The organism is Streptomyces sp. NPDC043952, assembly GCF_056435325.1.
This window is the reverse complement of the sequence record NZ_JBWKES010000047.1, coordinates 1-12,252: the sequence shown is the minus strand read 5'-3', so window position 1 is coordinate 12,252 and position 12,252 is coordinate 1. Positions and strand designations below refer to the sequence as shown.

Sequence of the window (12,252 nt, the reverse complement as noted above, 5' to 3'; positions counted from 1 at the left end):
CCCCACACCCCGACCGGCAGCCCACGAACCCCCCCCCCCCCACCCCCCCCCCCTCCCCCCCCCCCCCCCCCCCCCCGCCGTCGTACCAGGGCGTGCGCCCGCCGGAGCGGCGCGGGTCACAGCCGCAAGGGGAGAAAACTCACAAGCGAATGCTCTGCACTCTTTTGAGCCCCCTGGCCTAGCATCCGAGCCATGACGGTCCTGCCTGACGACGGGCTCCCACTGGCCGCCGAGTTCCCTGACGCGACACACGAGCAGTGGCAACGCCTGGTCGAGGGTGTGCTGCGCAAGTCGGGCAAGGAAGTCTCGGGCGCGGCAGCTGAGGACGCTCTGTCCACGACCCTGGAGGACGGGCTGCGCACCCGTCCCCTGTACACGGCGCGCGACACCGCGCCCGACCCCGGTCTGCCGGGCTTCGCCCCGTATCTGCGCGGTGCGCGCCCCGAGGGCCAGGTCGCGGGCGGCTGGGACGTACGCCAGCGGCACACGGCGCTCGCCGACGGCGCGGTCCTCGCCGACCTGGAGAACGGCGGCACCTCGCTGTGGCTGGTGCTCGGCGAGGGCGGCATCCCGCTCGCCGACCTGGGCCGGGCCCTGGAGGGCGTCTACCTGGACCTCGCGCCCGTCGTGCTGGACGCCGGAAAGGACACCGGGCGGGCCGCCGAGGCGCTGCTCGCCCTGTACGCGGACAACGGCGTCGAACCGAAGGCCGTACGCGGCAATCTGGGCGGCGACCCGCTCGGGTACGAGGCCCGCACCGGCGCCGCGCAGGACCTCGCGCCGTACGCCGAGCTGGCCGCGCGCTGCGCCGAGGACTATCCGGGACTGCGCGCGCTGACCGTGGACGCGCTGCCGTACCACGAGGCCGGCGGCTCGGCCGCGCAGGAGCTCGGCGCCTCGCTCGCCACCGGCGTGGCCTATCTGCGGGCGCTGACCGAGGCGGGCCTGAGCGTCGAACAGGCCGCAGGTCAGCTGGAGTTCCGGTACGCGGCCACCGCCGACCAGTTCCTGACCATCGCCAAGCTGCGCGCGGCGCGCCGGCTGTGGGCGCGGGTCGCGGAGGTCAGCGGCGCGCCCGGTGCCCAGACCCAGCACGCGGTCACGTCGCCGGTGATGATGACCCGGCGCGACCCGTGGGTGAACATGCTGCGCACCACGGTCGCGACGCTCGCCGCCGGGGTGGGCGGCGCCGACTCCGTGACGGTGCTGCCGTTCGACCACGCGCTCGGCCTGCCCGACGCGTTCGCCCGGCGCATCGCCCGCAACACCTCCACCATCCTGATCGAGGAGTCGTACCTCGCGCGGGTCATCGACCCGGCGGGCGGCTCCTGGTACGTGGAGCGGCTCACCGACGAACTCGCCCAGGCCGCCTGGGAGTTCTTCCGGACCATCGAGCGCGACGGCGGCCAGGCGGCCGTGCTGCGCTCCGGGCGGCTGCGCACCGACCTCGCCACGACCTGGGCGGAGCGCTCCAAGAAGCTCGCCCGGCGGCGCGAACCCATCACCGGGGTCAGCGAGTTCCCGCTGCTGGCCGAGAAGCCGGTGGAGCGCGAGCCCGCGCCGCGGCCGCCGTCCGGCGGGCTGCCGCGGGTGCGCCGGGACGAGGCGTTCGAGGAGCTGCGGGCGCGTTCCGACGCCCATCTCGCGGCGACCGGCGCCCGCCCGCGGATCTACCTCGCCACGCTCGGCTCGGCCTCCGAGTACACCGCGCGGGCCTCCTTCGCCGCCAACCTGTTCCAGGCCGGCGGCATCGAGCCGGTCACCAAAGGGACCTTCGAGGACAGCGGCGCCACCGAGGCCGTGCTGTGCTCCAGCGACGCCGGGTACGCCGAACAGGCCGAGGAGACCGCCGCATTGCTGCGCGCCGCCGGCGCCCGGCACCTGTTCCTGGCGGGCCGGGGCGAGTACGCCGGTGTCGACTCGTACGTCTTCGCGGGCTGCGACGCCGTCGATGTGCTGTCCGCGACTCTCGACCGCATGGGAGTGTCCTGATGGGAATCCCCGACTTCTCCGGCATCGAGCTGGGGACCCCGGTGGCCGGCGGCAGCGCCGAGGAGTGGCAGGCGGCCGTCAAGCGGGCCACCGGCGGCGCCGAGCCGCTGTGGGAGACCCCGGAGGGCATCGGGGTCAAGCCGCTGTACACCGGGCGTGACCTGGAGGGCCTGGACTTCCTGGACACCTATCCGGGCATCGCGCCGTACCTGCGCGGCCCGTACCCGACGATGTACGTCAACCAGCCCTGGACGATCCGCCAGTACGCGGGCTTCTCCACCGCCGAGGAGTCCAACGCCTTCTACCGGCGCAACCTGGCGGCGGGCCAGAAGGGCCTGTCGGTCGCCTTCGACCTGCCCACGCACCGCGGTTACGACAGCGACCACCCGCGGGTGACCGGCGATGTCGGCATGGCGGGCGTGGCGATCGACTCGATCTACGACATGCGGCAGCTGTTCGACGGGATCCCGCTGGACAGGATGACGGTGTCGATGACGATGAACGGCGCCGTGCTGCCGGTGCTGGCGCTGTACATCGTGGCCGCCGAGGAGCAGGGCGTACCGCCCGAGAAGCTGGCCGGGACCATCCAGAACGACATCCTCAAGGAGTTCATGGTCCGCAACACCTACATCTATCCGCCGAAGCCGTCGATGCGGATCATCTCCGACATCTTCGCGTACACCTCGCAGCGGATGCCGCGCTACAACTCCATCTCGATCTCCGGGTATCACATCCAGGAGGCGGGCGCGACGGCGGATCTGGAGCTGGCGTACACCCTCGCGGACGGGGTGGAGTACATCCGCGCGGGGCGTGAAGCCGGCCTGGACGTGGACGCGTTCGCGCCGCGCCTGTCGTTCTTCTGGGCGATCGGCATGAACTTCTTCATGGAGGTCGCCAAGCTCCGGGCGGCCCGGCTGCTGTGGGCCAAGCTGGTCTCCCAGTTCGAGCCGGAGAACACCAAGTCCCTTTCGCTGCGCACCCATTCGCAGACCTCGGGCTGGTCGCTGACCGCGCAGGACGTCTTCAACAACGTCACGCGCACGTGCGTGGAGGCGATGGCCGCGACCCAGGGCCACACCCAGTCGCTGCACACCAACGCCCTGGACGAGGCGCTGGCGCTGCCCACCGACTTCTCGGCCCGCATCGCCCGCAACACCCAGCTGCTCATCCAGCAGGAGTCGGGCACCACCCGCGTCATCGACCCGTGGGGCGGCAGCGCGTACGTCGAGCGGCTGACGTACGACCTCGCCCGCCGGGCCTGGGCGCACATCCAGGAGGTGGAGCAGGCGGGCGGCATGGCGCAGGCCATCGACGCCGGCATCCCCAAGCTGCGCGTGGAGGAGTCGGCGGCCCGTGTGCAGGCCCGCATCGACTCCGGGCGGCAGCCGGTGATCGGCGTCAACAAGTACCGGGTGGACAGCGACGAGCAGATCGACGTGCTCAAGGTCGACAACTCCTCGGTGCGCGCGCAGCAGATCGAGAAGCTGCGCCGGCTGCGCGCGGAGCGCGACGAACAGGCGTGCCGGGACGCGCTGGACGCGCTCACCCGCGCCGCCGAGGGCACCGGGAACCTGCTGGAGCTGGCGGTGCGCGCGGCCCGCGCCAAGGCGACCGTCGGCGAGATCTCCGACGCCCTGGAGAAGGTGTACGGGCGGCACGCGAGCCAGATCCGTACGATCTCCGGCGTGTACCGCAACGAAGCAGGCGAGTCCCCGTCGGTGGACCGCACCCGTGCCCTGGTGGACGCGTTCGAGGAGGCGGAGGGGCGCCGGCCGCGCATCCTGGTCGCCAAGATGGGCCAGGACGGCCACGACCGGGGCCAGAAGGTGATCGCGACGGCGTTCGCCGACCTCGGTTTCGACGTGGACGTCGGCCCGCTGTTCCAGACGCCGGACGAGGTCGCCCGGCAGGCGGTCGAGGCGGATGTGCACGTGGTCGGCGTGTCCTCGCTGGCCGCCGGTCACCTCACCCTGGTACCGGCGCTGCGCGAGAAGCTGGCGGAGGAGGGCCGCGAGGACATCATGGTCGTGGTCGGCGGGGTGATCCCGCCGCAGGACGTGCCCACGCTCCTGGAGATGGGCGCCACGGCCGTGTTCCCGCCCGGCACGGTGATCCCGGACGCGGCCCACGACCTGGTCCGGCGCCTGGCGGCCGACCTCGGCCACGAGCTGTAGGGCCCCGATGGCCCCGATCGATCTCGACACGTATGTGAAGGGTGTGCTCGACGGGAAGCGGGCCCTGGTGGCCCGCGCCATCACGCTCGTCGAGTCCACCCGGCCACAACACCGGGTGCTGGCGCAGGAGTTGCTGACCCGGCTGCTGCCGCACAGCGGCCGGGCCCGGCGGATCGGCATCAGCGGCGTGCCGGGAGTCGGCAAGTCGACGTTCATCGACGCGTTCGGCACCATGCTGACCTCGCTGGGCCACCGGGTCGCCGTCCTCGCCGTCGACCCCTCCTCGACCCGCACCGGCGGTTCCATCCTCGGTGACAAGACGCGGATGGAGCGGCTGTCGGTCGACCCGGCGGCCTTCGTGCGGCCCTCCCCCAGCGCGGGCACGCTGGGCGGGGTCGCGAAGGCCACCCGTGAGTCGATGGTGGTGATGGAGGCGGCCGGCTACGACGTGGTCCTCGTGGAGACCGTCGGCGTCGGGCAGTCGGAGACGGCGGTCGCCGACATGGTCGACTCCTTCCTGCTGCTCACCCTGGCGCGCACCGGCGACCAGTTGCAGGGCATCAAGAAGGGCGTCCTGGAGCTGGCCGACGTGATCGCCGTCAACAAGGCGGACGGCCCGCACGAGCGCGACGCGCGGGCGGCGGCACGGGAGTTGGCGGGCGCGCTGCGGCTGATGCACGGCAAGGACGCGTTCTGGACCCCGCCGGTACTGCATTGCAGCGCACGCGAGTCCACGGGCCTCGGCACGGTGTGGGAACGGCTGGAGCAGCACCGGACGCTGCTCGACTCGACCGGCCGGCTCACCGCCAAGCGGCGCGACCAGCAGGTCGACTGGACGTGGGCGATGGTCCGCGACGAACTGCTCGGCCGGCTGCACGCGGACCCGGCGGTCCGCGCGGTGGCACCGGAACTCGAACGGCAGGTCAGGGACGGCACGTTGACGGCGACGCTGGCGGCGGAACGGATCCTGGGCGCCTTCGAGGGCGGCGCGGGCGGTCCGGGTACGGCTAGCTGAGTCCGCCCCGTTCGCAGATCTGCCGCGCCACCTCCCGGAGTTTGATGTTCTTGTCCTGGGAGTAGCGGCGCAGCACCTTGAATGCCTGCTCCTCGGTGAGGTCGTGGCTGCCCATGAGGATGCCCATGGCCTCGCCGATGACATGCCGGGTGGCGACGGCCTGCTCCAGCTGGGCGTGGGTGCGGGCGCTGGAGAAGGCGACGGCGGCGTGCGAGGCGAGCAGCCAGCCGGCCGTCTCGCTGGCCTCGCCGAAGGCGCCCGGCTCACGGGAGTAGATGTTCAGCGCGCCGAGGTCCTCCTCCTCGGTGTAGAGCAGGAAGCCCATCATGCTGCCGAGGCCGAGCTTGCGGGCCTCGGACACGTATCTGGGCCAGCCGGGATGGGGCTCGCGGAAGTCGGCGATCCGGAACACCCGCTCATCGCTCTCGGGGCGGGCGACGTCGTAGCAGGGGCCTTCCTGGAGGCGCTCCTGCAACTCGTCGCTGTCGATCACCAGCGGGTCGGTGGGCGCGAGGGTGCGCACGCCCTTGGCGTGCAGGATGAGAATGCCGGCCGCGTCGCAGCCGGGGACGAGTTCGGTGGCGGCGCGGGTGATCCGCTCCAGGGTGTCGCTCACCGTGTCCTGTGCCAGCAGCTCCCTGGCCAGCCCGGCCATCCGCTCGGCGAACATACGCCAGTCCATCGTGCTCCTCTCCACCCCGCCTCCCCAGACCGTCCACCTGCCCTCTTTCCACCATCGCATCCCTCCGGGGGCGGGGCTGACTGGGACACGAGGGGGTGGGGGCGGGGGTGCGGGGGGCGGGCGCGGGGCTCGGGGAAGTGCAGGGATCGAGAGAGCGGGGGTGGAGGGTGGAGGAAGAGGCGGCGAGATTCGTGCGTGCCCGGTTGCCGGGGCAGGGCCCTCGATGCGGGTGGAGGCGGCGGACCCGATGTGGGCGGGCCGGGACCGCTGTCGCGCGGCGCGAGCAGCGCCGCGGGGCTCTCGCGTTCCACCAGCCGGGGTCCGAGCAGGCCATCCCTCCCCGACAGGGGACTCGCCGCCTCGAACGCGGGATACGGGGAACCGGCCGGTGCCGGCGGTTCGTGCGCGGGGCGGCCGGTCGGTGCGGGGGTTCCCCGATCAGCCACCGCGGGGACCAGCCGGGCGGACCCCGCGGCGGGGGCGGCGTCCGGGTACCGCCGGCGGTCGGGATGCGGCGGTGTGGTCGGGATGCGTGCGTCAAGCGCCCAGGTGGCGGGGGGCCGCGGCGAGGAGGGCGCCCAGGTGGCGGCCGGCGGGGCGAGGAGGGCGCCCAGGTGGCGGCGGGCCGGGGCGAGGAGGGTGCCGTGATGGTCGCTGGACGGCTGCCGGCCGGGTCGCCTCGACGCGTTCGGTACGGCCCCCGCGTTCGCGTCCGGTCGCTGCCTCAACTGGTCTGACGGAGCGCGGGGTTGCCCCTTCCGCCGCCACCGGGTTCGGCCGTGGTCGGGTGTCCGGGGCGCCGGGGTGAGGCGGGCCGGGGGCGCACCGTTCACGGTCCGTCCGCGTGTCGCGGCGGCGGGCGGGCGGCGGGACGGCGCACACTGCCCTATTTTTTGATAGATGACCGAAAGGCCCATTCCGCCGCTCCACGCCCCGGCCTCTGATGACTCAGGGTCACTCCAGGAGGGCGCGATGTACCGCTCCGAGACCGGACGACCGGCCGCGGGGAACCCCTGATGGCCGGGGCGGAGAACGGGGCGTCGCCGAAGCAGCCGGACGACTCCGACCTGCATGTCCGTCTGCGCAGCGAGCTCGGCCGCATGGACGAGCAGATGCGGGGCCTGCTGGACGCCATGGACCGGCTCCAGGGCCTGCTCGACGCGGTGGTGGCCATCACCCGCGAGAACGAGCTGCCCTCGGTCCTGTACCGCATCGTGACCACCGCCATGGACCTGGTGGGCGCCCGCTACGGGGCCCTCGGCGTGCTCGCCCCCTCCGGCGACGAGCTGGAGCAGTTCATCACCGCCGGTCTCACCGAGGAGGAGCGGGCCGCCCTCGCGGGCACCGACTTCCCCCACGGCCGGGGCGTCCTCGGAGAGCTGATCCACCACCCGGAGCCGCTGCGGGTCGAGGACATCGCGGCCCATCCTTCCTCGGTGGGCTTCCCGCCCAACCATCCCTATATGGGCACCCTGCTCGGCGTCGCCATCAGCGTCCGCGGCGAGATCTACGGCGACCTCTACCTCTCCGAGCGCTCGGACGGGCAGCCCTTCGACGCCGACGACGAGAGCGTGGTCATCGCCCTGGCCGGCGCCGCCGGCATCGCCATCGAGAACGTCCGCCTGTTCGAGCGGATCCGCGAGGGCGCCGAGCAGTTCCAGCGCCTGCTCCTGCCCACCCTGCCCGATCTGCACCCCTTCACCGCCGCCGCGGTCTACCGGCCGGCCGCCGAGCCCAGCCAGCTCGGCGGTGACTGGTACGACGCCATCCCGCTGCCCGGCAACGCGGTGGCGGTCGTCATCGGCGACGTGGTCGGCCACGATCTGCCGGCCGCGGCCGCGATGGCCTCCATCCGCAATATGCTGCGCGCCCTGCTGTTCGACCGGAGCAGCCCGCCCGGCACCATCCTGTCCCAACTGGATCACACCCTTCAGGCCATCGCCGAGAACCCCATCACCACCACCACACTGGCCCGTATCGAACCGGACGAGGCGGGCTGGCGGCTGTCCTGGAGCTCCGCCGGCCACGTCCCGCACCTGGTGGTCGCGCCGGGCCGCCCGGCGGAGTACCTGTTCGCCGAGCCCGGTCTGCCGCTCGGTGTCGATCCCGCGGTGTCCCGTCCCGACCACTCCTGTTCCGTGCCGCCGGGCGCCACCGTGGTCTTCTTCACCGACGGGCTGGTCGAACACCCCGACCACCCGATCGACCAGAGCCTGGCCGAACTGACCGCACTCGCCGACGAGTACGCCTCCCTTCCTCTGGACGACTTCGTCCACGCTCTCGCCGACCACCACCCCAGCGACGGTCACGACGACATGGCCGTCCTGGCCCTGCGCACCCCGCCGGCCTGACCCGGCGCCGCCCCGCCCGCTCTCCCCCACCGGCCCCGGCCGGCCTCTGCCATGGAGGATCGCCGGGATCCGGCGGATGATGGTGGCCGGGGCGGTGTCGATGCGGAGGTCGCCCCATGACGGTCGCGCGGCATGCAGGACTGAGGCGCGGCGGTGTCGCCGTCCTGGAGATCTGCGCCCTCGCGGCCCTGTACTACGGCTCCGCCAAGCTGGGGCTGCTCCAGCAACTGGTGCGCAGCCAGGTCACCCCCTTGTGGCCGCCGACCGGTATCGCCGTGGCGAGCCTGCTGGTGCGTGGTCCGTGGATCTGGCCCGGCATCACGCTCGGCGCGCTGCTGGCCAACCTCTCGCTCGGGCCGTCGGGCGCCGCTCTGTTCCTGATCGTCGTGGGCAACACCCTCGCGCCGCTGTGTTCGTACGCCCTCCTGACACGCGTGGGGTTCCGTCTCGGAGTGGACCGGCTGCACGACGCGCTCGCGCTGATCTTCCTCGGCGCCTTCGCCGGGATGCTGGTCAGTGCGACGGCCGGCAGCGGGACGCTGGTCCTCACCGGCGCTCTGAGCACCGACCGGTTCTGGACCACCTGGTGGGTCTGGTGGACCGGCGACGCGATGGGCGTCCTGGTGGTGACGCCGGTTCTGCTGGTGCTGCGCCGGGCGCGGCTGCCGGGGCGGGTGGCGCCGTCCCGCTGGGCGGAGATGCTGCTGCTCCTCGCGGCCACCGCCTGCGTCGGGGTCGTCGACACCGGCAGAACCCCCCTCCTCTTCCTCGGCTTCCCGCTGCTGATCTGGGCCGCCTTCCGCTTCCGGCTGGCCGGGGCCGCACCCGTCGCCCTCGCCGTCTCGACCTTCGCGATCATCGCCGCGAACCACGGCTCGGGTCCGTTCGCCGGGCATGGCATGCTCACCGCCATGGTCACCCTCCAGGCCTACAACGCTTCCTCCGCCCTGACCGCCCTGCTCGTGGCGGCGGCCGTCAGCGAGCGGGACAGGTCGCAGAAGGAGATCGCGCGGGCCTGCGGTCACCTCGCCGAACTGGTGTCCCGGCTCTCCGACACCGGCACGCAGCCGGTACCGCCCACCACCACCGCAAGCCCCGCCCCCAGCCCCGGCTCCAGCGCGGAGCGCCAGCACTACCGATCGACCCACCGGCCGGCTCCGCCCCCGCGCAGACCCGCCGACCCGAGCTGAGCTTGAGACGAGGAGCGCGGTCAGGGACCGTACCGCCGCCCCTTTCTCCGCCGGGCCGGCGGTCAGCCCCTCGCGAGTCTCGGGAAGAGAACCTCCGCGTTTCCCCGGTTGATCGCGTCGAGCTGTCCCGGCTCGTAACCGTCGTAGCCGTCGAGCATCGAGTCGAAGAGGGTGCCGTACTCCTCCGCCGCGAAGGGCCAGTCGCTGCCGTAGAGGACATGGCCGGGAGCGGCGAAGGCGAGCAGGGAGGGCAGGGCGGAGGGGCTGGCGGACAGGGCGGTGTCGAAGTAGAAGCGCCGCAGGTCGGCCAGGATGCCCTCGGGGGTGGTGCCGGGGTGGAACTGGGCGCCGATGGTGAACCGCCAGGCCGCGTAGGGCAGGAAGCCGCCCGCGTGGGAGAGGATCACCTTCATCCGGGTGTGCCGGTTCATCACGCCGTTGAGCGTCATGTGCAGCGCGGTACGGGTGGTGTCGAAGGGGAAGTCGACGACGGGGCCGGGCAGGCCGTCGAGCATGGGCAGCGGCGAGCCGGTGGGGTGGATGAACACCACGGCGCCACGGGCGTCCAGCTCGGCCCAGAGCGGGGCGAACTCCTTGTCGCCGAGATAGCGGCCGTGGACGTTGGACATGAGCACCACGCCGTCGGCGTGCAGTTCGTCCAGCGCGTACGCCGTCTCGGCGAGCGCGCCGTCCACGTCCGGCAGGGGGAGGCTCGCGAACAGTCCGAAGCGGTCGGGACGGTCCTTGACCAGCTCCGCGGCGTATTCGTTGACACTCCGGGCCAGCGCGCGGGCCTCCGCGTCGTCGCCGAAATGCGTGCCCGGTGAGCTGACCGAGAGCACGCCGGTGGCGATCGAGCGGCGGTCCATCATCGCGATCGCGCTGTCCGCGTCCCATGCGGGCGTGGGCCAGCCGGCGGCCGTGGCGCCATGCCGCTCCATCACCTCCCGATAGGCACCGGGGATCAGGTGCTGATGGACATCGATGCGTCGAGAAGCAGCCATCCTCTCCTACCCTCCTAACATTTAGCCTGCTAACGATTGCTTTGCTAAAGTAGCACCCATGAGCGACAGACGCAACAGCCTTCGCGCCACCGAGCAGCCGACGCCGGACCGCGCCCGGTCGAGCGCGGGGAGCCCGCAGTCGGCGACGGGAAGCCTGCCGTCGGCGACGGAAAGCCCCCGGCCGGCCCCCAAGGCCCCCCGGTCGACCGCGGGCGCCCCCCGGCCGACCGCCGACGTGCCCCGACCGGCCACGGACGCCCCGCAGCCCGCAGCGGATCGCGACCGGTCGGCGGCAGACCCCGACCAGCCGGCGGCGGATCGCGCCCAGCGGACGCCAGGCGCCGACCAGCCGGAAGCGGATCACGCCCGGCCGGCGGCGCACGGTGACATAGGGGCGGAGGAGATCTCCCAGGCGGCCGACGCCCTCTTCTTCGCGATGCGCCGGGCTCGTTCGACCGGCGCCGAGCACTACGGCGGCCTCTCCCTCCCCCAGGTCGCCCTCCTCGAACCCCTGGCCACGGAGAAGGACCTGCCGGTGGGCCGGCTGGCGAGCAGCGCGGGCGTCAGCGTCCCGACCGCGACCCGGATGCTCCAGCAGCTGGAGGGGAAGGGGATCGTCGTACGGCGCCGCTCCCCCGAGGACGAACGGCGCGTCCTGGTCAGCCTCACCGACGACGGCGCCGAGCGGCTCGCCGGGCTCCGGAGCCACCTGCGCGAGCGCCAGGCACGCGCCTACGAAGCGTTCACCCCGGCCGAACGCGCCCTGCTGGTCACGCTGCTGCACCGGCTCACGGATCTGGTCGCCGACACGGGCAGCGGCTGAACCCCTCCGGCCGGTTTGGCCGGCCCCCCGCCCTGGTCACCCATGGCCGCATGATCCCCCACGAGGTCGCCGAGACCCTGCCGGAACTCGTCCCCTTCGTCCGCGCCGTACAGGCTCGGCGGCCCGACGACGGCACCTGGTGCGAGGCGTGGACGGTCCGGGACGTGCTGATCCACCAGACGGGCAACGCCGGGGAACTGGCCCGCGTCCTGGAGGCGTTCCTCGCGGGCGCGCCCGTCGAGACCCGCGGTTTCGACCGCGAGCTTCCCTACCGCCGCCTGTCCGACGCCGACCTCTGGTCCGCCTTCCTGCGCAACTGCGCGCACCTGACGGACATCGCCGCGGCCGCCGCGCGGGATCTCTCGCCGGACGCGGAGATCACCTGGACCGGCCGGACCGTGACGGCGCCCTTCTTCGCCGAACACATGCGCGAGGAGTTGATCCTGCACCGCTGGGACCTGACCGGAGACGACCGTACGGCGGTACGAGCGCTGGACGAGCCCTGGATGACGGAACACAGCGTGGTCTCCGTCGGCCGCCCCCTGCTGGCACGGGGCCGCGCCGCCCTGAATCTCGCCCCGGACGAACGGCTCGAAGCCCGGCTGCGCACTCCCGGCACCGACGACATCGTGCTGACCGCCGACGCCGGCACCGCCGGCGTCGGCCTGGCCGCCCCCGAGGGCCCCGCCGCCATCGAGAGCGACGCGGCCACCCGGCTCCTCCTGCTGTGGGGCCGCCGCCCGGCCGACCCCTCCCGCTGGCACAGCGCCGCGGGCCCGGAGACCCGGCGCCGGGTGCGGACCCTGCTGGGCGGCTACTGACCGCCGCCTACCCGGCGGCTCGTGAACCTCCGTGCGGGGCCTTACCGTTCGGCGAGGAGCGCGGGCAGCTTGCGCATGTCGTGGAAGACGACGGTGCCGGGCCCCGCTAGGGTCTGTCTCTTTGGTCAGCGTCGGGTCCAAATGAGGATGCCGGCGAGGTGAAGTGCGGCCTCGTAAGCGATGGCGAGCTTGTCGGTTCG

The 12,252-nt window shown here is 73.0% G+C and carries 9 protein-coding genes; 7 read left to right on the top strand and 2 right to left on the bottom strand.

Annotated elements, in window-relative coordinates; translation table 11 throughout:
* The first annotated feature begins 192 nt into the window (after positions 1-192).
* The 3 genes from AC069R_RS31540 to meaB are packed head-to-tail and all read left to right on the top strand — an operon-like array spanning position 193 to position 5,181.
* Entirely contained in the window at positions 193-1,992 is a 1,800-nt protein-coding gene (locus AC069R_RS31540) for a methylmalonyl-CoA mutase family protein (RefSeq protein WP_478770148.1), read from the top strand.
* A complete protein-coding gene (gene scpA, locus AC069R_RS31535) occupies positions 1,992-4,166 on the top strand; it encodes a methylmalonyl-CoA mutase (RefSeq protein WP_478770147.1) in 2,175 nt (724 codons plus the stop codon). The genes AC069R_RS31540 and scpA overlap by 1 nt, the downstream gene beginning before the upstream one ends.
* Before the next feature lie 7 nt (positions 4,167-4,173).
* Entirely contained in the window at positions 4,174-5,181 is a 1,008-nt protein-coding gene (gene meaB / locus AC069R_RS31530) for a methylmalonyl Co-A mutase-associated GTPase MeaB (RefSeq protein ID WP_478770146.1), read from the top strand.
* Here the strand turns inward: meaB and AC069R_RS31525 are convergent.
* A complete protein-coding gene (locus tag AC069R_RS31525) occupies positions 5,174-5,863 on the bottom strand; it encodes an ANTAR domain-containing protein (RefSeq protein ID WP_478770145.1) in 690 nt (229 codons plus the stop codon). The two genes, meaB and AC069R_RS31525, sit on opposite strands and share 8 nt — an antisense overlap.
* A gap of 1,016 nt (positions 5,864-6,879) precedes the next feature.
* Between AC069R_RS31525 and AC069R_RS31520 the strand changes: the two genes are divergently transcribed.
* A complete protein-coding gene (locus AC069R_RS31520; RefSeq protein WP_478770144.1) occupies positions 6,880-8,214 on the top strand; it encodes a PP2C family protein-serine/threonine phosphatase in 1,335 nt (444 codons plus the stop codon).
* 116 nt (positions 8,215-8,330) lie between these two features.
* The gene (locus AC069R_RS31515; protein WP_478770143.1) at positions 8,331-9,404 is read left to right on the top strand and encodes an MASE1 domain-containing protein; all 1,074 of its coding nucleotides are present in this window, start codon (positions 8,331-8,333) and stop codon (positions 9,402-9,404) included.
* 62 nt (positions 9,405-9,466) lie between these two features.
* On the opposite strand, the gene AC069R_RS31510 is transcribed toward AC069R_RS31515, so the two are convergent.
* Entirely contained in the window at positions 9,467-10,408 is a 942-nt protein-coding gene (locus tag AC069R_RS31510; RefSeq protein ID WP_478770142.1) for an amidohydrolase family protein, read from the bottom strand.
* 58 nt (positions 10,409-10,466) lie between these two features.
* Here AC069R_RS31510 and AC069R_RS31505 point away from each other — a divergent pair, with 58 nt between their 5' ends.
* Together AC069R_RS31505 and AC069R_RS31500 are read left to right on the top strand one after the other, a co-directional pair.
* On the top strand, positions 10,467-11,231 hold the full coding sequence (locus AC069R_RS31505) for a MarR family winged helix-turn-helix transcriptional regulator (RefSeq protein WP_478770141.1): 765 nt from the start codon (positions 10,467-10,469) through the stop codon (positions 11,229-11,231).
* Positions 11,232-11,281: 50 nt separating this feature from the next.
* Positions 11,282-12,052: a maleylpyruvate isomerase N-terminal domain-containing protein gene (locus AC069R_RS31500; protein ID WP_478770140.1), complete on the top strand. Its 771-nt coding sequence runs from the start codon at positions 11,282-11,284 to the stop codon at positions 12,050-12,052.
* Positions 12,053-12,252: the final 200 nt, after the last annotated feature.

Coding starts and splice junctions, on each gene's coding strand:
- meaB (WP_478770146.1), top strand. CDS start 4,174: ATGGCCCCGATCGATCTCGACACGTATGTGAAGGGTGTGCTCGACGGG.
- AC069R_RS31505 (WP_478770141.1), top strand. CDS start 10,467: ATGAGCGACAGACGCAACAGCCTTCGCGCCACCGAGCAGCCGACGCCG.
- AC069R_RS31525 (WP_478770145.1), bottom strand. CDS start 5,863: ATGGACTGGCGTATGTTCGCCGAGCGGATGGCCGGGCTGGCCAGGGAG.
- AC069R_RS31520 (WP_478770144.1), top strand. CDS start 6,880: ATGGCCGGGGCGGAGAACGGGGCGTCGCCGAAGCAGCCGGACGACTCC.
- AC069R_RS31500 (WP_478770140.1), top strand. CDS start 11,282: ATGATCCCCCACGAGGTCGCCGAGACCCTGCCGGAACTCGTCCCCTTC.
- scpA (WP_478770147.1), top strand. CDS start 1,992: ATGGGAATCCCCGACTTCTCCGGCATCGAGCTGGGGACCCCGGTGGCC.
- AC069R_RS31515 (WP_478770143.1), top strand. CDS start 8,331: ATGACGGTCGCGCGGCATGCAGGACTGAGGCGCGGCGGTGTCGCCGTC.
- AC069R_RS31540 (WP_478770148.1), top strand. CDS start 193: ATGACGGTCCTGCCTGACGACGGGCTCCCACTGGCCGCCGAGTTCCCT.
- AC069R_RS31510 (WP_478770142.1), bottom strand. CDS start 10,408: ATGGCTGCTTCTCGACGCATCGATGTCCATCAGCACCTGATCCCCGGT.